The sequence below is a fragment of the Pedobacter heparinus genome (assembly GCF_032678725.1).
Lineage (GTDB): Bacteria > Bacteroidota > Bacteroidia > Sphingobacteriales > Sphingobacteriaceae > Pedobacter > Pedobacter heparinus_A.
Map to the genome: position 1 here is coordinate 407176 of NZ_JAVTSC010000002.1, position 21089 is coordinate 428264.

Annotated in this window: 21 protein-coding genes and 2 tRNA genes; 14 read left to right on the forward strand and 9 right to left on the reverse strand. The window is 42.6% G+C overall.

The window, feature by feature from the left end; genetic code table 11:
* Positions 1-5: 5 nt before the first annotated feature.
* Complete coding sequence (locus R2Q85_RS05080; protein ID WP_316810660.1) at positions 6-2327, forward strand: Tex family protein; 2322 nt, start codon at positions 6-8, stop codon at positions 2325-2327.
* A gap of 304 nt (positions 2328-2631) precedes the next feature.
* Here the strand turns inward: R2Q85_RS05080 and R2Q85_RS05085 are convergent, their stop codons facing one another.
* The gene (locus tag R2Q85_RS05085) at positions 2632-3105 is read right to left on the reverse strand and encodes an Lrp/AsnC ligand binding domain-containing protein (RefSeq protein WP_015809975.1); all 474 of its coding nucleotides are present in this window, start codon (positions 3103-3105) and stop codon (positions 2632-2634) included.
* Between the two features lie 153 nt (positions 3106-3258).
* Between R2Q85_RS05085 and R2Q85_RS05090 the strand changes: the two genes are divergently transcribed.
* Together R2Q85_RS05090 and R2Q85_RS05095 are read left to right on the forward strand one after the other, a co-directional pair.
* Positions 3259-3366, forward strand: a tRNA-Asp gene (locus R2Q85_RS05090).
* Positions 3367-3437: 71 nt separating this feature from the next.
* Positions 3438-3582, forward strand: a tRNA-Asp gene (locus tag R2Q85_RS05095).
* A 67-nt stretch (positions 3583-3649) separates the two neighbouring features.
* Here R2Q85_RS05095 and R2Q85_RS05100 read toward each other — a convergent pair.
* From R2Q85_RS05100 to R2Q85_RS05110, 3 genes are all read right to left on the reverse strand, one after another.
* A complete protein-coding gene (locus R2Q85_RS05100; RefSeq protein ID WP_316810661.1) occupies positions 3650-4960 on the reverse strand; it encodes an amidohydrolase family protein in 1311 nt (436 codons plus the stop codon).
* Entirely contained in the window at positions 4953-7679 is a 2727-nt protein-coding gene (locus tag R2Q85_RS05105; protein WP_316810662.1) for an amidohydrolase family protein, read from the reverse strand. The genes R2Q85_RS05100 and R2Q85_RS05105 overlap by 8 nt, the downstream gene beginning before the upstream one ends.
* A 90-nt stretch (positions 7680-7769) precedes the next feature.
* Positions 7770-8150: an iron chaperone gene (locus R2Q85_RS05110; protein ID WP_316810663.1), complete on the reverse strand. Its 381-nt coding sequence runs from the start codon at positions 8148-8150 to the stop codon at positions 7770-7772.
* A 128-nt stretch (positions 8151-8278) separates the two neighbouring features.
* Here R2Q85_RS05110 and R2Q85_RS05115 point away from each other — a divergent pair, with 128 nt between their 5' ends.
* Positions 8279-8518 carry a hypothetical protein gene (locus R2Q85_RS05115; RefSeq protein ID WP_316810664.1) on the forward strand — a complete coding sequence of 80 codons (240 nt, stop codon included), beginning with the start codon at positions 8279-8281 and terminating at the stop codon, positions 8516-8518.
* A 14-nt stretch (positions 8519-8532) separates the two neighbouring features.
* On the opposite strand, the gene R2Q85_RS05120 is transcribed toward R2Q85_RS05115, so the two are convergent.
* Positions 8533-9036, reverse strand: a complete 504-nt coding sequence (locus R2Q85_RS05120; RefSeq protein ID WP_316810665.1) for a DUF892 family protein — start codon at positions 9034-9036, stop codon at positions 8533-8535.
* Between the two features lie 87 nt (positions 9037-9123).
* Here R2Q85_RS05120 and R2Q85_RS05125 point away from each other — a divergent pair, with 87 nt between their 5' ends.
* Both R2Q85_RS05125 and R2Q85_RS05130 read left to right on the forward strand, forming a co-directional pair.
* Entirely contained in the window at positions 9124-9483 is a 360-nt protein-coding gene (locus R2Q85_RS05125; RefSeq protein ID WP_316810666.1) for a hypothetical protein, read from the forward strand.
* Between the two features lie 83 nt (positions 9484-9566).
* Positions 9567-9767, forward strand: coding sequence for a hypothetical protein (locus R2Q85_RS05130; protein ID WP_316810667.1), 201 nt, complete (start codon positions 9567-9569; stop codon positions 9765-9767).
* 304 nt (positions 9768-10071) lie between these two features.
* Here R2Q85_RS05130 and R2Q85_RS05135 read toward each other — a convergent pair whose 3' ends face one another.
* On the reverse strand, positions 10072-10491 hold the full coding sequence (locus R2Q85_RS05135) for an OsmC family protein (RefSeq protein WP_316810668.1): 420 nt from the start codon (positions 10489-10491) through the stop codon (positions 10072-10074).
* Positions 10492-10728: 237 nt separating this feature from the next.
* On the opposite strand from R2Q85_RS05135, the gene R2Q85_RS05140 reads away from it, so the two are divergent.
* The 7 genes from R2Q85_RS05140 to R2Q85_RS05170 all read left to right on the forward strand — a co-directional run bounded on the left by R2Q85_RS05140 (position 10729) and on the right by R2Q85_RS05170 (position 16485).
* Positions 10729-11172: a cytochrome B gene (locus tag R2Q85_RS05140; protein ID WP_316810669.1), complete on the forward strand. Its 444-nt coding sequence runs from the start codon at positions 10729-10731 to the stop codon at positions 11170-11172.
* 242 nt (positions 11173-11414) lie between these two features.
* Positions 11415-12818, forward strand: a complete 1404-nt coding sequence (locus tag R2Q85_RS05145; RefSeq protein ID WP_410478841.1) for an anthranilate synthase component I family protein — start codon at positions 11415-11417, stop codon at positions 12816-12818.
* A gap of 4 nt (positions 12819-12822) precedes the next feature.
* Complete coding sequence (locus R2Q85_RS05150) at positions 12823-13410, forward strand: aminodeoxychorismate/anthranilate synthase component II (RefSeq protein WP_316810671.1); 588 nt, start codon at positions 12823-12825, stop codon at positions 13408-13410.
* Between the two features lie 2 nt (positions 13411-13412).
* Entirely contained in the window at positions 13413-14204 is a 792-nt protein-coding gene (trpC, locus tag R2Q85_RS05155; RefSeq protein ID WP_316810672.1) for an indole-3-glycerol phosphate synthase TrpC, read from the forward strand.
* A gap of 22 nt (positions 14205-14226) precedes the next feature.
* Positions 14227-15417 (forward strand): GTPase HflX, encoded by a 1191-nt coding sequence (gene hflX, locus R2Q85_RS05160; protein ID WP_316810673.1) that lies wholly within the window; start codon positions 14227-14229, stop codon positions 15415-15417.
* 31 nt (positions 15418-15448) lie between these two features.
* A complete protein-coding gene (gene rbfA / locus R2Q85_RS05165; RefSeq protein ID WP_316810674.1) occupies positions 15449-15826 on the forward strand; it encodes a 30S ribosome-binding factor RbfA in 378 nt (125 codons plus the stop codon).
* A gap of 8 nt (positions 15827-15834) precedes the next feature.
* Positions 15835-16485, forward strand: a complete 651-nt coding sequence (locus R2Q85_RS05170) for a TonB family protein (protein ID WP_316810675.1) — start codon at positions 15835-15837, stop codon at positions 16483-16485.
* A gap of 9 nt (positions 16486-16494) precedes the next feature.
* On the opposite strand, the gene R2Q85_RS05175 is transcribed toward R2Q85_RS05170, so the two are convergent.
* Entirely contained in the window at positions 16495-17373 is an 879-nt protein-coding gene (locus R2Q85_RS05175) for a diacylglycerol/lipid kinase family protein (protein ID WP_316810676.1), read from the reverse strand.
* 53 nt (positions 17374-17426) lie between these two features.
* Between R2Q85_RS05175 and R2Q85_RS05180 the strand changes: the two genes are divergently transcribed.
* A complete protein-coding gene (locus R2Q85_RS05180) occupies positions 17427-18419 on the forward strand; it encodes an App1 family protein (RefSeq protein WP_316810677.1) in 993 nt (330 codons plus the stop codon).
* Here the strand turns inward: R2Q85_RS05180 and R2Q85_RS05185 are convergent.
* Positions 18416-19615: a DUF1501 domain-containing protein gene (locus tag R2Q85_RS05185; RefSeq protein WP_316810678.1), complete on the reverse strand. Its 1200-nt coding sequence runs from the start codon at positions 19613-19615 to the stop codon at positions 18416-18418. The two genes, R2Q85_RS05180 and R2Q85_RS05185, sit on opposite strands and share 4 nt — an antisense overlap.
* A 19-nt stretch (positions 19616-19634) precedes the next feature.
* Entirely contained in the window at positions 19635-21062 is a 1428-nt protein-coding gene (locus R2Q85_RS05190) for a DUF1800 domain-containing protein (protein WP_316810679.1), read from the reverse strand.
* Positions 21063-21089: the final 27 nt, after the last annotated feature.

The following is a 21089-nucleotide window of genomic DNA, read 5'->3' on the forward strand; positions in this document are numbered from 1 at the left end:
ATTAAATGAGCAATCATTCTAAAATCATTGCTGCTGAACTGGCAGTAACGGAAAAGCAGGTTATCGCTACTATTGAATTACTGGATGAAGGGGCAACTGTTCCCTTTATTTCACGTTACCGGAAAGAGGCAACAGGAAGCCTGGATGAAGTGCAGGTAGCAGGTGTCCGTGATAGATTTCAACAATTAAGGGAGCTGGATAAGCGTCGGGAAGCCATTTTAAAGGCATTGACCGCCCTTGATAAACTTACTCCGGAACTGGAGGGGAAGATTAATGCTGCAACCAATATTGCAGCTATTGAGGACATTTACCTGCCTTATAAACCTAAACGTAAAACAAGAGCTTCTGAGGCAAGAAAAAAAGGACTGGAACCCCTGGCCCTGATCTTGTTGGAACAGGCTAAAACAGACCCTGAAATTGAAGCGGGTAAGTTTTTAAATGACGAGCTTGGGGTAGGATCTTTGGAGGAGGCTCTTGCGGGCGCAAGGGATATCATTGCCGAACTGATTAATGAAAACGTCGAGACCAGGACTGCTATGCGGAATTATTTTCAGCAGAAAGCTGTATTTAAATCAACGGTCATTAAAGGTAAGGAAGAGGAAGGTATTAAGTACAAAGATTATTTTGACTGGCAGGAACCTTTGAAAAGCGCGCCGTCTCATAGGGTACTGGCCATAAGGAGGGCAGAAAATGAGGCGATACTGAAGCTGGAAGCTATGCCTGAGGAAGAAGGAGCGATCGGGATTTTGGAAAAGGAGTTTGTTAAAGGAAGCAATGCCTGTGCAGCGCAGGTAAAACTGGCTATTGAGGATAGCTACAAACGTTTGCTGGGCCCTTCGATGGAAACAGAGATCCGTAATCTTTCCAAGGAAAAAGCTGATGAAGAAGCCATCCGGGTGTTTGCAGAAAATGCGCGTCAATTGCTGCTTGCTGCTCCAATGGGCCAGAAGAATGTGCTGGCTATAGATCCGGGGTTTCGCACCGGTTGTAAAGTGGTATGCCTGGATAAGCAGGGCAAATTATTGGAAAATACAACAATCTATCCACATACAGGGCAAGTTAAGAAAGCGGGGGATAAGCTCATAGAACTTTGTACTAAATATGAAATTGAGGCTGTTGCTATAGGCAATGGTACTGCTGGCCGGGAAACGGAGGTATTTGTGCGCGGTCTGAACATTCCGGCTATTGTTGTGGTGATGGTAAATGAGAACGGTGCTTCTATTTATTCTGCATCAGAAGTGGCGCGCGAAGAATTTCCTACACAGGATATTACAGTAAGAGGTGCGGTTTCTATTGGTCGCAGGTTAATGGATCCTCTGGCCGAACTGGTAAAAATAGACCCTAAATCAATAGGTGTAGGACAATATCAGCATGATGTGGACCAGCATAAATTGCAAGCTTCGCTGGATGATACGGTGATGAGTTGTGTAAATGCCGTAGGAGTAGAGTTAAATACAGCCTCAAAACAAGTGCTTGCTTATGTGTCCGGCCTGGGCCCGCAACTGGCCCAGAATATTGTAAGTTACCGGAACGAACATGGTGCTTTCAGGAACCGGGAAAGTTTAAGAAAAGTTCCCCGTTTAGGTGATAAAGCTTTTGAGCAGGCTGCAGGCTTTTTAAGGATCAGGGATGCTGAAGCCATATTGGATTCCAGTGGCGTACACCCTGAACGATATGCGCTGGTACATAAAATGGCCAGGGATTTAAACTGCAGCATCAGCCAACTGGTTAAAGATGCTGCCTTACAAAAGCAGATCAAGCTACAGCAATATGTAAGTGACGATATCGGCTTACCAACTCTTAATGACATCATGGCTGAGCTGGCTAAACCAGGCAGAGACCCGCGTGAGCAGTTCGAGGTGTTCAGTTTTACAGATGGCGTAAATGAAGTTGCTGACCTGAAAGTAGGTATGAAGTTACCGGGTATAGTTACCAATATCACCAATTTTGGTGCTTTTGTAGACATCGGTGTACACCAGGACGGCCTGGTACATACCAGCCAGATTTCAGACAAGTTTGTGGCCAATGCCGCAGATGTGGTTAAGGTACATCAAAAGGTTGAGGTTACTGTTGTTGAGGTAGATATTGCACGCAAAAGGATTTCTTTATCTATGAAAAAAGAAGTTGGGGCAAAATCTAGAAACGAACAGCATAAGCAGTCAGATAAGGCCAAAAAGTTTGTGAAGGGCGGAGCAACCCATCCGCATAAAAAACCAGTTAAACCACAACATGCGCAGAAAGCTGGACAAAAGGAAAAGCCGCTTCCTGATGGGGATCTGCAATTGAAACTGGCAGCATTGAAAAATATGTTTAAAACTGAAAAATAACCGTTCTGCTCTGCGGCTGCATAACCACGTAGTGCTCTTGAAGACAAAAATCAATAGGCACTACTGAAAAATTCCGATGAAGGATCGGAAAAGATGCTATGCCGCTTCGCAGAAGGTAATTTTTCTTTTAAAGCGAGGGTGTTAAGCATCATGCCTAACCCACGCAGAAAAAAAGGCTAAGGAAGAGGGATCGAAGAAGGAATAGAAAAGGGTGAGCACATAAAGGCAATTGAAAAAGCAACCAGTCTTAAAAAAGAAGGCTTATCAGTTGATTTAATGCGGCCGCAGAAGAGATAGGTAATTTTTAAAGTTCAATTTGCCTCCTGATGCTTTCCTCTAATGAAATCAATGTTTCTGTACGTTGTATTCCGGGCACTGCCTGGATCTCTTCATTGAGTACATGTCTCAGGTGACTGGTATCCCTGCAGATGATTTTGGCAAACATACTATAGGCCCCTGTGGTATAATGGAGTTCTACAACTTCTTTGATTTTGCTCAGCTGTTCTACAGCATCTTTATATTGAATACCCTTTTCCAAATAGATACCCAGAAATGCGGTAACATCGTAACCGGCTTTTTGCGGATCTATAATTAAATGCGAACCTTTAATGATGCCCATTTCCTGAAGCTTTTTCATACGAACGTGTATGGTGCCGCCCGAAACGATCAGATCTTTGGCAATTTCTGTATAAGGTTTGGTCGCGTCATGCATCAATTGCTTCAAGATGTCTATATCCAGGTTATCAATTTCTAAATTTTGGCTTTCTTTTCTAAGCATGATTTTGATATTTGTTAACGATAATCAAATATAATTATTAATATGGTAAAAATAAAATTAAATGATTAAAATATTTGCAACGTATTGAGGTTGTTGTTACATTTGTATCAAGCAAGTAGCAAAAAATAGTTCTTTTAACATTTGCTTATACTCTGTAGGGTGGTGAAATTGGCAGACGCACCTCCTTGTCTCGGTGGTGGAGAATATGGAAAACCCGTAAGGGCTAACTACTCCTTGAAGGTTCGACTCCTTCCCCTACAGCTAATTAAGTTTAAGATCAGGATCGACCTAAACCAAAATCTTAAACTTAATGAAGTAGTACTTTTATATCATGTTGGGTGGTGAAATTGGCAGACACGCCTTCTTGTCTCGGTGGTGGGGATAAATGGATAAACGCAGTTTATGGGTTGACCACAAATTAATTTTTGAACTGTAGCTAACTACCCCTTGAAGGTTCGACTCCTTCCCCAACAGCCAGTTTTTTTATGAATAATAAGTTAGTTAAAAACGAGTGACCTTGGATGGGGTCACTCTTTTTTTTGTCTTATTTTTGGCTTTTCAGCAAGTATTTATCACTGAATTTTTTGTCCAGTTGTTTATGAAGGTTATCCAGATTGATGTCTCTACCTTGGATAAAGGCTTTTTCTACCTTATTGGTCTTCATGTCCAATGCATCCCCGGCTGAAATAAAGAAAGTGGCATCCTTGCCAATTTCCAGGCTTCCCGCCAGTTTGTCAATTCCTAAAGCTTTAGCCGTGTTTAAAGTAATGGTTTGTAAGGCCTTTTCTTTGTCAAGGCCCCAGGCAGCTATTGTTCCGGCCATGAATGGGAGATTTCTCAACTGCCAGTAACTGTGCAGGCTCATCACTACATTAAGCCCTGCGTTAGCCAGCAAACCTGCATTTTTATAAGGCATATTTACGTCATCATCGCTATTGTTCGGTAAATTATGAGGCTCTTTTACCACTACAGTAATGTTGTTTTCTTTTAGGAATGGAATGATCAGGTAGGCCTCATCCCCTCCAACCAGGACAGGAGTGATGCCATATTTTTTTGCGAATTTTACTGCTGCAAGGATATCTTTCTCTGCATTCGCATTGATGAACAGTTTTTGCGAACCATCAAACAGGCGCCTCATGGCAGCCATGCGCGTATTAATTACCGCTGGTTTGTCGGTTTCCGCATAAGCTTTAGCCTCAGCAAAAAGCTGGTCAAGGTTATTGATCGCTTTTTGCGTACGTTCTTTAACTGCCTCTGCCGAGCCTGCAGCCCTGCTTCCGGAACTTCTGAATTTAGGCGTAACCGGCCAGTTTAAGTGTTGGGCGTCATCTTTTCTAATCGCCGCATCTTCCCAGTTCCAGGCATCCAGTTGCACTACCGATGAGCTACCCGATAAGGTGCCGCCCTGTGGAGTAATCTGGGCCATCAGTACACCATTGCTCCTGATGGTTGCCGGTACCTTTGAATCCGTATTGTAGGCAACCAATGCCCTGATGTGAGGGTTTAGCTCACCAATTTCACTATAATCTAATGTCGCTTTTACCGAGCTGATCTCGACCAGCCCAAGATTTGTAATTGGTGCAATAAATCCGGGATAAACATGTTTATCATTTGCATTGATCACCTTAGCATCTGTCAGGTCAATACGGGCCACTGTTGCATCCCCTACACCGGTAATTTTTCCTTTGTCAAATATCAGATAGCCGTTTTCGATCAGCTGACCAGTGCCCAGGTGAAGTTTTGCACCCATGATCACTGTTCTTTTATCCTGTGGCTCTGCCGGGGAGATATTGGCCTGAGCAAAAGAATTAAGACTGAAGGCAATTGCCATTAAGGTTAAAGTGTATTTATTCATGGTTGTGGCTCCTTTCCGAATCGTTTAGCTCGATGGAATAATCTTCAATTGTTTCGCAATGGAACTCACGCCGCACTTCTGCTTTCGGCCGCTGGGTTTTTGCACCTTTGCTCTTGCTTTCCTTCATTTTCTGTATCAATCGCATCCGTTCGTCATGTTGCGCTTTTCTAAGTGCCGCATCACGGTCTATGTCCCAATAGGGGATGCCATCTATAAAAGTCTTTTCCGCTCTGGCATAAATAGACAAGGGATGTGCAGACCAGATGACGATGTCCGCATCTTTACCAGGCTTCAAACTGCCTACGCTATGGTCTATATGCAGCATTTTAGCAGGGTTCAGTGTAACAAATTTTAATGCCTCTTCTTCTGAAACACCGCCGTATAATATGGCTTTCCCGGCTTCCTGGTTCAGTCGTCTGGCCATTTCGGCATCGTCGGAGTTGAAGGCGGTAGTGATGCCGACGTTGTGCATGATCTTAGCGTTGTAAGGGATGGCTTCTGCTACTTCCATTTTGTAGGCCCACCAATCCGAAAATGTAGAGGCATTGATGCCACGGGCCTTCATTTTATCGGCGACTTTGTACCCTTCCAGGATATGGGTAAAGGTATTGATCTTGAAACCCAGACTGTCTGCCACTTGCATCAGCATGTTAATTTCTGACTGAACATAGGAATGACAGGTAATGAAACGTTTGTTGTCCAGAATTTCGACGATGGCATCAAGTTCCAGGTCCCGGCGAATCGTGTTCCCTTTTTTTGCCATCTCTGTTTTATAGGCTTTAGCCCGGGTAAACTGGTCAACAAATGTTTGCTCAACGCCCATCCTGGTTACCGGGAAGCGGGCTCCACTTCCACTAAAATTGCTCTGCTTTACATTCTCTCCAAGCGCAAATTTTATAAAAGCGTCAGCACCTTCAAACTTAAGTTCATCGGGAAGTTTCCCCCACCTCAGTTTAATGAGCTGGGACTGGCCGCCCACGGGATTTGCTGAGCCATGCAGAATCTGTGATGTCGTTACACCTCCGGCAAGCTGCCGGTAAATATTCACATCTTCAGAATTGATGATGTCGCCCACCCTAACCTCTGCAGAAGAAGCCTGAGCACCCTCGTTAATGCCAGCCGTCATCGCAATATGTGAATGTTCATCTATCATTCCAGGGGTGATGTGTTTAGCTGTAGCGTCAATCACGGTAGCATTTCCGGCATTCAGGTTTTTTCCAACTGCTTTAATTTTGCCATTTTCTATCCATACATCTGCATTTTGCAGAATGCCCTCTTTCTCGTTGGTCCATACGGTTGCATTTTTCAACAGTACACTTTCCTGTTTAAGCGGTGTGGCATTGCCGAAGGCGTTAAAAGGAAAAACCAATGTACCTGGGGCCGCGGGTTTTTGAGGTTCTTCCTTTTTTAGCGCAAGCTTTGTGCTGTCTTTTTCAGTCTCTTTTTTGACCAGGATGAAACGCTTACCCTGTACCCAGTTTTCTTCGATAACATTTTCTTTTTTGAAGAGGCTGTCAGAGGTGATGATGAAATTTGCCAGTTTTCCTACTTCAAGGCTGCCTACCTTATCGGTTATGCCAATCATTGCAGCCGGGATTTCCGTAAGGGCCATTAAAGCCTGTTTCTTTGTTAGGCCATTGCTGAAAGCCTGTGAAAGGTTTGGCCATAGATCTTTAACGTTCTCCAATCCCTGGGTACTGATGGCAAACCTGACGCCTGCTTTTTCCAATGCGGCTGGATTGGTTGGGGCCAGTTCCCAGGCTTTCATCTGCGCCAAACTGATGTCTCTGGTTTCCACGGTATCTTCCACATCATAAGCGCTGATAAAATTTACCGGAATAATGAGACTGGTTCCTGTTGCTTTAACGGCAGCTATTCGCTGGTATTCATCTCCATTGGATTTTATGATGTATTGTTTGCCAAACTCTTTTGCAATTTTATCAACACGCAATATATTTTGCCAGCCATCAGCTTCGAAGATTTGAGGAATGTTTTGTTGTTTGTTAAAAGCGGCTAAAGAAATGTTGTATTCTTCTTTCTGTTTGCCATACCATTGTGCATCATAATAGGTTTGACGCAACAGGGCAATTGCACCCATTAAAGAGGTTGGATAATCGTTTTGCGAGCTTCCTTTATTAAAAGAATAATTGGCGGCCGACAGGGCGTTCAATATGGTGCTATTCTCTTTTTCGTCACTTAACGTTACTGCAGCTGATGTTCCACGCACAATGCCATCACGGTTGATCACATTTACACTGCCAAAACCGGCTTTACGCATTTCATCGGCCTTTTTTTCATCGGCTACAAATAAATTAGCCGCCTGGATTTCAGGCCTTATGGCTTCATTCCATCCGTAAGCCCCCTTTTTTGTAGAGCTAAAGATTGCCTGGCGGCCCGTATTTCCTGTTCGTATAGCTTCAGGTATTCCGTAAGCTGTAAAAGCATCGATAAGGGATGGATAAATGAATTTACCCTTCAGGTCCATCACTACATATCCCTTGGGGATACTAAGACCTGTACCAACGGCCTGTATGGTTTGGCCCTTGATCAGCAAGATCCCATTACTGATGGTTTTCTGTGCATTAACTACAATGTTGGCATTGGTGAAGGCATATAAGCCCTGGCGGATATCATAAGTGCCATTAACAGGGTATGTTTGCTGCGCAGAAAGACAGTTTGCCGAAAATGCCAAAGCGATGGTGAGCAGGATTTTCTTCATATAAGAGTTTAGATGAGGCTAAATCTATTATAAAAAAATCATTTATCCTGCGCATCACCCAAAAAGCTTTCCATGGTATTTGAGTCAGATTTATTTATTTTTCTTTTTTTCTGCCAGTTCTGTATTTTCTTTAACCCGGAACTGCGTCATGTTTTTAATGAGCTGAGCTGGTATAGGCTTGTCTAGAGGTAACTGGATGGCAGATTTGCTTACTTTATAGACCGATAATTCATGTTTAAACACCTCGTAAACCTTAGAAGGGGGGATCGAAATAGAGATATGATTGGTATAGGCAGAATAGAAGATGAGCATGCCATGGAATTTAAAGGCCGGGATGTTATAGCTGATCATTTCCTGTGCATCCGGGGCATTTTCCTTAATGATCTGTCTGATTTCCTGTAACCTGGATTGGATGTCTCCAGAAAAAGTGCCGATGTATTCGTCAACAGTTGTAAATTTTGTTGTGGCCATTCGTTGCGTTTTTATATACTATAACAAATATCGGTCAGATTTGTGGCACATATGGGGGGCATTAGCGACAATAGCAGGGATATATAGCGTAATTGCCCTTTTTATAGTGTAGGTTTGGTAAAAAAGTTATGGATGAATTAAGGCACAATATCAACCCCAACGATTTAACGCAGCTGCATAAGGCTTCTGATCCGGAGCCTGCACTTAAAGTGGGCGAAACTGTGGAATACGATGAAGATTATAGTGGCGCCATACCCTCGCTGGATCGCTTCAAAAAATATCTGGACAGGTTTTATGAGTATAAGCTGATCAGCGGAAAAGAAGATCCCCTTGACTTTCCGCTTTATAAGATTACCGCAATTAAGTAGTACAGATCAGCCGGTTACTCGCCTGAGGCCGCTGGATAAATTATATTTCGGCCTATTTGCAGCAGGTAGGCATATGTGTTGGCTTCATCCTTTACACATTGCTCGAGCAAAATTGTGGCCTTGTCAAGCTTCAAGGCTAAGGCAGCTGAGTGCAGGGACTCGTAATCGTTAATTTTTACCTGTGTAATGAGCTTGGCCCAGTGTAGGATCTGGATATCCTTCATTAAAGATTTCTGCTTTACAAAACCGGATTTGTCCTTACTCATGTCGATCAGTTGTTCGTGTACAGGATTGACAATACGTGATGCTTTGAGTTTCTCTTGCTCTATAATCATTGTCAGTCTTGAGGTATGCTGCTCCAGATCTGTTCTTTCAGGGGACAGTGCCGCACTGATTTCAGGTGTCATTGCGGCTCTGGCCAATTGTTCATATACCTTAAGGTATTTTTTTTCCGTAGCGCAAAGTTCGGTGATGGATGCCTGGAAGATCTCGTTTAAATTTAGTGGAGGTGTTTTCATTATTGCTAAAATACAAATATGCGGAAATCTTATGTGGTTATAATGCGGAAGCGGAAGTATGCTAGGAATTATTGTTATCTTTAATCAATGAAAAATGTCAGGTTGATCATTCTCTTTTCGATCTTATCGCTGTTTAGCGGTTCTTTCCCTGTTGGCCTTTCTTCTTTTAAACTTCAAAAATATACCACAGAAAGCAACTGGTCTGCCAGGAAAGAAAGTAATTTTCGGGTTGCCAGTTATCAACCAGAACAAGGACTGGTGGTTAAAACAGTGGATACGCATGCTTTAAATGTTTCCCGGCATATGGCCCGGTTATATTATACCCAATTGTTTAGGATTCAGTTCATTCGTCAACAGGCAGAATTCAGGCAGATCAAAGCTAATATTTCGCCGTCCAAACTTTTTGTTCCAGCTGCAAAATACCCATGCAGACCAGCTTTCGGCTAATTCATTTTCTGTAACATCATGTGAATTAATTCTGGCCACCTGACAGGTGACCATTGCCGAATACGAATAATTAAAATTTAAGAATGGAAAGTTTAAAGAAAGCTTTCAGGTCATTTTGTTTGATACTAATGATCTTGCTGGCTTCAATAGGGGTTGGTTTAACTGGTGGGATACCGCTACCAACCTTGAGAAAACGTGAAGATAACCTTGTCTCTATAGAATTGTTTGAATTGGATAAAATGAAAGAACAGGAAACTTCTGAAATAGATGACGAAAGACATTGATCTGGTAACCTATGGTAGTCTTTTTATCCAATATTACCTTTTTCTTGCAATAACAGCATCAGGGTAAACATTTATGGAATATGGTTTGGTATAAAAAAAGCGGGAATAGACCTGTGGTGGTTATCCCCGCTTAAATTAACGCTCTCAATACCAATATACGAAAATTAAAATACATTGGATTTAATTATTTATAGGTTTTTAAAAATGCTTCGCCAATAGCTTGTCGCTCTCCCGCGGCATTGACAGAATTACTAACCTTGAGGCAGGTTTTATGGCCAATGCTAAGTGTAACTAAACGTTACGCTTAAGAATTAATGTTAATCGAATAATTGATTTCAACGCCTCCGGCTGCAAGCATATCGTGTACAGAACAATATTTTTTTACAGCCAGGCCTGCTGCACGTTCAGCCTTATCCGGATTGATATCTCCCTTAAGGCTGAAAGTCATGTGAATCTTCGTGAAAATGGTTGGAATCTGCTCCCTGCGTTCTGCTTCAACCGAAACAGAAAAGTCTTTTATTTCCTGTTTCTGTTTTTTAAGAATGTTAACCAGGTCAAGGGAGCTGCAGGAAGCCAATGCCATCAGCACCATTTCCATCGGCCTTACGCCCAAACCAAGCCCGCCAATTTCAGGTGATCCATCGATCTGAACTTTTACAGTTGATGATGGGGCCGAAGCCTCGAAATGCACAGCATCGTTTACTCTTTTTAATTCTACTTTCATCTGTTAGCTTATTTTCTTTTTAGGTTAGATGGAACCATGTTGGGTTATTTCTAAAATTTTAGCTAAAATACAGGAATTGGTGCATGGATTCAAATTGGGCTTGACTATTGACAATCTGGAGATATATTGGCAGAAAGTGTGATTAGCATATAATTTATAACGATTCTAAAAACTATTTACTTTTTGCCTTTTATGCGAATCAGAAAGTAAATAGTTAAGTTTGAAAGAAAAACGATTATGTATCAGATTTTAAAAAGCGCACATTCTGGCTGGCGTTACCTGGTTTTAATTTTACTGGTGATTGCCCTTATTCAAGCCATTTCTGGCTGGTTGGGTAAAAAGGCATACACTGAGGGAAACAGAAAACTAAATGTTTTTACCCTGATTTCCGCCCACATCCAGTTTCTATTAGGATTGATCCTCTATTTTATGAACGATTGGTATAAGATAGACAGCAGTGCTGCTCTTGGCCGCTATTGGAAAATGGAACACATCAGCATGATGCTTTTAGCTGTGATATTGATTACAGTTGGAAATGCAAGATCTAAAAGAGGCACAGATGCTGTAGTAAAACATCGCTCGGTAGCACTTTATTTTGGCCTGGCCCTAATCCTGATTATTGCCGCGATTATCGCCATGGTGAACGCCGATCCATCTCGCTCATTCTTTGGTGTTTCATAAAAATTACAAATTTAATTTTGCTTTGTTAGATTTATTTATATTTTTGTGACACATGATTAACAATATACATACCTGGCAATGGCGTAGTACTCCTCAAAAGAGTCTAGTCGTAGCTTTGTGTACTTTATAGTTTATCAACCTAAACCAAACCACATTGAAAACCCGACGTAGACCACACGTCGGGTTTTTTATTTGATTAAATTTAAAAAGAGGCCCCTGAACAAGACAGGGCAATGATGCATATGAATAATTATATAATTAACACCACTTATAAGAAGAGACTGGCGGATACAACCACTCCCGTGAGCATCTATTTGCGGTTGCGCGACGTATTTCCTAATACCATTTTGCTGGAAAGTTCTGATTACCATAGCCGCTCCAATTCAGTGAGTTATGTTTGTGCCGAACCGGTTGCCGGCATAATTTTGCAGGATGGCCTGCTTTCAACCTATTTCCCAGACGGAAAAAAAGAAGAAAAGAAAGATTTTGTACTTACCACAGAGATTGATGTCTTTAAAGCACAGTTTAAACCCGATGTGGTAGACGATACGCGGTACATTTCAAGCGGCTTGTTTGGTTACTTTACCTGGAATGCGGTACAGCAATTTGAAGACATTACCTTTAGTGCAACCTCGCCAAAGGATCAGGAAATTCCTTTAATGCAATACCACATTTACCGGTATATCATTGCTATCGATCACTTTAAAAATGAGATCACCCTGTTTAAAAATGCTTTTAACGGAGATGACAATGGGGACCTGGAAAAGATGGAATACATTATCCAGAATAAGAATTTCCCGGAATACAGCTTTAAAATTGCAGGTGAAGAGCAATCCAACCTGAGCAATGAGGGATTTATGGAAATGGTGGAGCAGATGAAGAAGCACATTTTACGTGGGGATGTGTTCCAGATCGTACCTTCAAGGGCCTATAACCAGGGCTTTTTAGGAGATGAGTTTAACGTGTATCGTTGTTTGCGTTCTATTAATCCGTCGCCTTACCTGTTTTATTTCGATTATGGCAGCTTTAAGCTTTTTGGTTCTTCGCCGGAAGCACAGATTACGATTAAGGACAATGTGGCCAGTATTTTCCCTATTGCGGGTACTTTTAAACGTACCGGGAACGACGAGGAGGATGCAGAGCTGGCCAGGAAACTGGAGCAAGACCCTAAAGAAAGTGCCGAGCATGTAATGCTGGTAGATTTGGCCAGGAACGATCTGAGCAGGCATTGCAGCGGAGTAGAAGTAAAATCGTTTAAAGAGGTGCAGTACTACTCTCACCTGATCCACCTGGTATCGAAAGTCAGCGGTAACCTTCAGCCAAATGTATCGGCCTTTAAGGTAGTTGCAGATACCTACCCTGCAGGTACACTAAGTGGTGCACCTAAATACAGGGCCATGCAGCTGATTGATGAATATGAAGGGCTGGGGCGTAATTTTTATGCCGGTGCCATTGGTTACATAGGCTTTAACGACCAGTTTAACCATGCCATCATGATCAGAACATTTATGAGTAAGAACAACCAGTTACATTATAGGGCAGGAGCAGGGATCGTTGCCGATTCTGTTGCTGTAAATGAGCTGAATGAAGTAAACAACAAAATTGCAGCCTTGCGCAAGGCAATACAAATGGCTACAGATATTTAAAACAATGAACAGCGAAAACATACAAAAGAAAGTATTGGTTATTGACAACTACGATTCGTTTACCTACAATCTGGTGCACCTGGTGAATGAGCTGGGTAGAGAGGTAGAGGTTTGGAGAAATGATAAATTTGACCTCGCGGATGTAGACCGGTACGATAAAATCATTTTATCGCCCGGGCCGGGTATCCCTGAGGAAGCAGGATTATTGCTAGATGTGATCAGGACTTATGCCCCTACTAAAAGCATTTTCGGGGTTTGCCTGGGGCAACAGGCTATTGCTGAGGCCTTTGGTGGAACCTTATTGAATTTAGGCCGCCCGATGCATGGCATTGCGACGCCAATTACAGTTTTAGACAAGACAGAGTTGCTGTTTAAGGATTGCCCTGATACGATAAATGTTGGACGTTACCACTCCTGGGTGGTGAGCAACGAGGGGCTGCCGGATTGTTTTACGGTTACAGCTACGGATGTTGACGCCGAGATTATGGCTTTGCACCACAATGAGTATGATGTGCGGGGGGTACAGTTTCACCCGGAGAGTGTACTCACTGAGTACGGGAAACAGATGATGCAGAACTGGTTAGAAAATTAGATATGACTATTTTAGATAAAATTGTAATCCGTAAAAAGGAGGAAGTAGCCTTTGCAAAGCAGGCGGTTTCAGTTAAACAACTGGAGGCTGGTTTGCATTTTAACCGCAATCCCTACGTCTTTAAAGATTTTTTACTGGCACCGGACAGGACAGGGATTATTGCAGAATTTAAAAGACGTTCACCCTCCAAAGGCATCATTAATGATCAGGTAAGGGTTGAAGAGGTTACCCAGGCTTATGCTGCTGCCGGGGCATCGGCATTGTCCGTGTTAACCGATAAAGACTTTTTTGGCGGACATGACAATGACTTGTTATCCGCCAGGGCGGCAAATAAAATTCCGGTATTGAGAAAAGACTTTATGATTGATGAATACCAGATTATTGAAGCCAAGGCCCTGGGTGCAGATATCATTTTGTTGATTGCTGCAATTTTGACACCCGCAGAGATTAAAAATTTGTCAGAGGTTGCCAAAAACCTTGGTTTAAATGTATTATTAGAGGTACACAATCAGGAAGAACTGGACAGGAGTATTTGTAAAGACTTGGATGCGATCGGAGTAAATAATCGTAACCTGGCTGATTTTACAGTAAATATTCAGACTTCTTTTGAGCTGGTGAACCAGATACCTGATGAGTTTATGAAGATATCGGAAAGCGCCATAAGTGCAGTGGATACGATAAAAGCACTGAAGATGGCAGGTTTTAATGGCTTCCTGATTGGTGAGAACTTTATGAAAACAAGTAATCCGGGCCAGGCCATGCAGCACTTCGCAAATCAATTGATCTCGGTATAACTTTTGTATCTTTGTAATTTAAATGGGAAGACAAAAATTATACGATACAGCGGTTAAGCAGGAACGGGCGGTGCTTGTTGGGGTGATCAGGCCTGGTGAAAAGCCTGAAGAAACCAGAGAGTACCTGGATGAACTGGCTTTTTTGGTGGATACCGCGGGAGGATTGGTGGAGCATGAATTTACCCAAAAAATGCTTAAGCCAGACCGCGCAACTTTTGTAGGTACGGGGAAACTGGAAGAGATCCAGGCTTATGTAAAGTCTGAAGAGATTGATATGGTCGTGTTTGACGATGAACTGTCGCCATCACAACTGAGGAATATTGAAAAGGAACTGCAGGTTAAAATACTGGACCGCAGTAACCTGATCCTGGATATTTTTGCGGGCAGGGCACAAACTGCCCAGGCCAAAACCCAGGTGGAGCTGGCGCAGTTGCAGTATTTGCTGCCACGTTTGACCCGCTTATGGACCCACCTGGAGCGCCAGAAAGGTGGTATCGGGATGCGTGGGCCGGGCGAAACGCAGATTGAGAGTGACAGAAGGATGATTTTAGAAAAGATCTCCCTGTTGAAGTCCCGGTTGAAACAAATAGACAGGCAGAATGAGACGCAGCGAAAAAATCGCGGTCAGCTGATTCGGGTGGCCCTTGTAGGTTATACGAACGTGGGTAAATCAACCATTATGAACATGCTCTCAAAATCGGAGGTATTTGCAGAGAACAAGCTCTTCGCGACATTGGATACAACAGTACGTAAAGTGGTAATTGAAAACCTGCCTTTCTTATTGTCGGATACAGTAGGGTTCATCAGGAAGTTGCCGCATCATCTGGTGGAATGTTTTAAGTCTACACTGGATGAGGTAAGGGAAGCTGATATCCTGATTCATGTGGTAGATGTCTCACATCCTAGTTTTGAGGACCAGATCAATGTGGTTAACGAAACATTGAAAGACCTGGGCGCACGTGACAAGGAAACCATTATGGTATTTAATAAAATCGACGCCTATGTGAGTCCTGAACCGGATCATGAAGATGAGGAAAAGGTTTTGCTTACCCTCGAAGATTTTAAGAAAAGCTGGATGGGTGCCGAGAATACCCCTGCAATATTTATTTCTGCCCTGCATAAAGAGAATCTGGAAGAATTCAGGCAATTGTTGTATGATAAGGTGGTGGCTTTGCATACCAAACGTTATCCTTATGACAAGCTGTTATATTAATTAATGCCGTTAAAGAAGAAAGAGAAAAATTATGGAAAGTAAACGTCAACAGAAATTTGCCGGGGTAATACAAGAGGAATTAGCGGCCATTTTTCAAAGAGAAGGTTCAGCCTATTTACCCAATACACTGGTTACCATTACGAAGGTTCGTGTTTCTCCGGATTTAGCGGTAGCGAAAGTTTATCTGAGTTTTTTGAATACCAACAACACTTCTTTATCCGTAGCCGAGGTAAATTCTCATTCCAGCGAGATCAGGTATAAGCTGGGTGCCCGTATCCGCCATCAGGCGAGGGTAATTCCAACGCTTACTTTTTTTGTGGATGATACGAATGAGTATGTGGAGCATATGGATAAGCTTTTTGACAAGATATCAAAAGACCGTAAAGAAAATGATGGGGAAAATGTGTAAATTAGGATATGACAAAGATCCTGGTCACATTTCTGATGCTGCTAACGGCTGCCGTTAGCGCCCAACCTACCATAAAAGATGGCCTGGAAGCATTTGTTGTGGCAAATAATGTTTATCCGCAATATTCACTGCAAAATTGTATCCAGGGCACGGTGATCATCAGTTTTAAACTGGATAAGCAGGGGCAGGTTTATTATTCAAAAGTAAGCTCAGGCATAGGTACAGACCTGGACGATGAGGCCTTAAGGCTGATCAGGCTGAGCAGCGGCAAATGGGCTGTACCTGCAAATCACGATACCTCGATATTCCTGATAGCTCCCATGAAATTTACCTTGTCAGGCTATAACTGTGCAGACAAAGATCCACAGGGCATCAAAAAGGCGATTGCAGTTTACCGTTCCAGTGAAGCCCTCGCAAATTCCATTCAGAATTTTTATAAGAACAAGGAAAAAGGAGATTTTAAGCCTGCGGAAGAAGCCCGTTTTATTGCTTTAAAGAAGGAGCTGGGTTATGATGATGAATATTTGAGCGGGAGGATACAGGATGGCCTTAAAAAACTGAAACAAAAGGATAAACAAGGGGCCTGCGAAGATTTCCTTTTTGTAAAATACATGGGGTCTGACCTGGCAGACGAAGTATTGGAAAAATACTGTAAATAACCACGATGTTTAGGGAGCAATGATATTAATCGCATCTTTGATGATGTGTGCCTTAACATTGTTCAATTTTCCGATATATTCTCCGTCAACCTGAAAATGTGCTTTATGTCTGGTTTTAATGCTGAGATCAGTAGTCTGAAAAGATTCAATATTTTTAGGATTAAAAGGCAAATTGGTGAACCGGAGCTTCAGGATTTCCATTACCGAATACTCTTTAACGAGGATGACCTCAAAAAAATCATCATCAAGGTGCCCCTCCGGATTGATCTTTACACCAGTACCATACATAGTAGCGTTGGCAATCACCACCATGGCGGCCTTTGAACGAATGGTCTGGTCTTTGATCTTGAATTCAACGTCCAGTTTATAGTGGTTCCATAATGCCATCCAGGCTGCCTTTGCATAAGCCAGTTTTCCGCGATGAGGCAGTCCGTCAAACTTTTTTACCAGGTAAGCATTAAAGCCGATATCAGCAAGATGGATGCAGAGTTCACCGTTAGCCACTATGGCGTGGATTTTTTTTGGCTTGGCGTTTATTGCGATATGGAGCGCCTCTTCTGCATTCTCAGGGATATTAAGCTCCCGGGCCATCCCGTTGGCAGAGCCGGCTGGAATGAGGCCAATAGGCATGTCTGTTTCGAGTACACATTCGGCAACCATTTTTAAGGTCCCATCCCCGCCTACTGCAATCACCCGCTGTGCCCCGGATTGCTCAATTACTGCTTTAATTTTTGCCAGGGAGCAGTTTTTTTTGAGCTCGTAAAGCTCAAAATCCTGTTGTTTATCTGTACAATACGTACCAATGACCTCGCTGAAGTTTATTTCTCCTTTTCCCGAGCCTGGGTTCACAATAAACAGTAGTTTTAAATTTGAAGTCTTTTTATTCATTAGTAAATACCTAATAGCACAAACAACTGCCGCGCTGCTCTGTTTTAATTATAATGAATAAATCGGTCAGTGTTAAAGTATATCATGGTTATGGACATACACACAATTTGGTTGTATACGGGCATGTGTTCCGTTTTAGGGCCAAAAACAAACAGATATACAGTAATAACCTGTTTGTAAACATTTTCCACCTGCTGAAACTTTTTATTTTAAAACCCTATCCTTTTGTAAAGGTAAGACTGACTTTTAATGGACAGGTAGTGCACAACAAGACAGAATACGATGGCTTCTTTAAGTTCGAATGGAAAGCCACAGAAGAGGTAAAAGCAGGCTGGCACAGTGTTAAAATAGAGGCTTTAAGCGATGGGGATAAGGTGCTGGCAGCTGGGCATGGAAAGGTATTTGTACCGCACATTACCCAGTATGCCTTTATTTCGGATATTGACGATACCGTAATGGTATCCCATTCTGCAGCCATCGGCAGAAGGCTTAGAGAATTGTTCATCAAAAACCCAAGGACAAGAAAGACTTTCAGCGATACCTATACGCTTTACCATGCCTTGGCATTGTCACATACCAATGCAAATCAGCCAAATCCTTTCTTTTATGTTTCCAGCAGTGAATGGAACCTGTATGATTACCTGGTAGAGATATTCAGATACAATAAGTTGCCAGAGGGGGCATTTTTGTTAAACCAGATTAAGCGCTGGAAAGACCTGATGAAAACGGGCAAAACAGGTCATGAAGGTAAATTGATGCGGGTAATGCGGATCCTTGATGCCTTCCCGAACCAGCGGTTTGTATTTTTTGGCGACAATACCCAAAGAGATCCCGCCATTTATACGATGATAGCAGAGAAGTACCCTAAAAACATTGAGGCAGTATACATCAGGAACATCCGCAAGGAAAAGGAAGCAACTACACTTGAGTTGCTGAAAAGAATTGAAGCACAGCAGATCAAAACCTGTCTTTTTGAGAACAATCAGGAGGCCATAGCACATGCTACTGCTGCCGGCCTGATCAGTGCCGAAGGTTTATTACGTTAGATAAAATCTAATGTGTTAAACCTTCTGTTCAGGATCTGGGCATTGCTGACAGCCAGCCATTTGTCGAGAATCGTGGCATATACTTCTCTGAAATCAACCTGGTATTTTAAATCGCCAGCCTCCAGGTTGCCCAGATCGGGTGCATTATTATAAACGCCCTGTTTTTTTAAACGACCTCCAAAAATGAACATGTTGTTTGCTGTTCCATGATCAGTACCGTTGCTGGCATTTTGTGCCACGCGCCGGCCAAATTCAGAAAAAGTGATCACCAGGGTATCGTCGAGCTTGTTGTTTTGCTTTAGCTCTTTAATAAAGGCAGTCATGGCTTCCGCATATTGCTGTAACAAGCGGCCCTGCTGTTGATTTTGATTCACATGTGTATCAAAACCACTCATGGATACATAGTACACCTTGGTTTTTAAGCCCGAGTTGATGAATTTGGAAACTGTTTTTAACTGGCTGGCAAAGCCGGTATTGGGATAAGTAAATCTTTGCTGGTATATTTTGGATGTGTTTTGAATATAATTGGCTGAAGAAGAGGTTTCGATCATGGTTTTGTACAGATAGCCCAAATTTTCTTCGTCCAGATGTGCCTTTTCTCCCTTGATCATTTCTTTAAAAAAAGGCTCGTTGGTATTCCTGAACAGCGTACCCGCATCTTTTAAAGCAATGCCCTTCTTTGTCCCACCCTTCATGGCCATAGATAGGCTATCGTCTACTTCAATAGCGGTATAAGGAAACTTACAGGTTTCGCAATTGGAGTCCAGGTAGCGGCCAATCCATCCTGTAGACAGGAATTGATTGGAATCGCTGGCACTTTGCCAAATGTCCATGGAGCGAAAATGTGACCTGTCGGGATTGGGATAACCCACGTCGTTGATGATGCTCATCCAGCCCTGATCGTAAATTTCCTTTAAGGCAGCAAGGTTAGGATTCAGGCCTTGCATATCGTTCAGTTTGATGACTTCTTCTGGCCTGACACCAATGGTTTTCCGTAATTGGTAATAGATGTCGTTGCCAAAAGGGACAACTGTGTTGAGCCCATCGTTGCCACCTGAAAGCTGTATCACTACCAGGTTTTTATAAGCGCTCAGCTGATCGAGCGCCAAGGCTTCAAAAGGCTTCATAAACGCAGGTACCATAAAAGTTCCGGCAGCTGCAAAGGCAGAATGTTTTAAAAAATCTCTTCTTTTCATGATCATATCTCCTGTAAGATCAGCACAGCTGGTATTCCGGCATGCTGGTGATTTCTATGGCCGTATTCTTTAAACTCTGGTTGTTCTGGACCATTTGGATAATTCTATCTGTTAGCACTGGTTGTAGCAGGAAAGCTGCAAGGGTAGTTGTGTTTATCTTTTTTGGTAAGCCATCCATGAACTTTGGCCAGTCTGCTTTGGCATCTACATAGGATTTACTGGCCTTGATATTGCTTTTTTTCCCTTGTGCAATAACCGCTTCATCTTCGGGATCGGCTTTTCCGCTAAAATCTATCTGACCATAATTTAATACGAGCGATGGGATTTTCATCCTCAGCATCAATGAGGAGCTGTCGATCCAATTTTTACCACCTGGCCAGCCCGCTACATTAGGTGGATTGAAGAGGTATTGGCCCAGGTTGCTTTGAAGCTGGATCAGTACCTGTGGTTTATTGTAGGTAACATGGAACTGCCTGCTCAGGCCCACTAAAAATTCTGCCGGGGATTTGATCCTGGTACCAATATTGGCTTTGCTGTAAAACCAATCTGAACTGAACATTTTTTGCATCAACGCTGCAGTATTGTATTTCTGCCGGTAAAAAAAATTGCTGAGTGCAGTAACGTGTGTTTCATCGGGGATGTCGTTCACGAAAAACTGGTAAATTTTTCTGCAGATAAACGTTGAGGTTTCGGGTTTGTCCAGAATTTGGTCTATGATGGCCTCCCCATCAAAATTCCCGGTATTCCCAAAAAAGCTTTTAATCTGGTCATCATGTAACGCCTTTTTGAACTCAAACTCCCCTTCTTTATTGTAAGTCCAGCCGGTAAATGACCTGGCCGATTCTTTTACATCTTGTTCGGTATAATTGCCGCGGCCAATGGTAAAGAGTTCCATTAACTCCCGTGCAAAGTTTTCATTCGGCCTGTTTTTTCTGTTTTGCTGATTGTTCAGGTACTGCAGCATGGCGGGCGATTTGGAAACTTCAATCAATAGGGTTTTAAAGCTGCCCAGTGCATATTTACGCTGAATGTTATTGAGATGCTGGGCAAACATGGGGTTGTTGGACCTGCATGCGAAATGCCCGTGCCAGAATAGGGTCATTTTTTCAACCAGCGGGTTTTCGGTGCCGATCATCTTTTGTACCCAATCAAGGTTGAGCTTGCGGCTTTGCTCGTTCTGGTCTCTGGTAATCTGCTGCCGCTCTTCTTTTTCCTGATCGGTAAGCTCCTTTTTAGCACCCAGTTCTGATTGCCTTCGCATTTGTGCCTTTATAGCCTCAGGATCAACAGTATGCAGATCCGTGTTTTGCTTTGGGATTAACAAAAGCCCTGCTATTACTTTGTCAATATTCTTTCTGCTTAATTTAATTACGTCGTTATAAGCAATGCCAAAGCCCGCTCTGTTATAGAGGTGTTTGATGTTGATAAAGTTTTCTTTTTTATCCATGGCATTAATTGTTAATGATATTTCCGA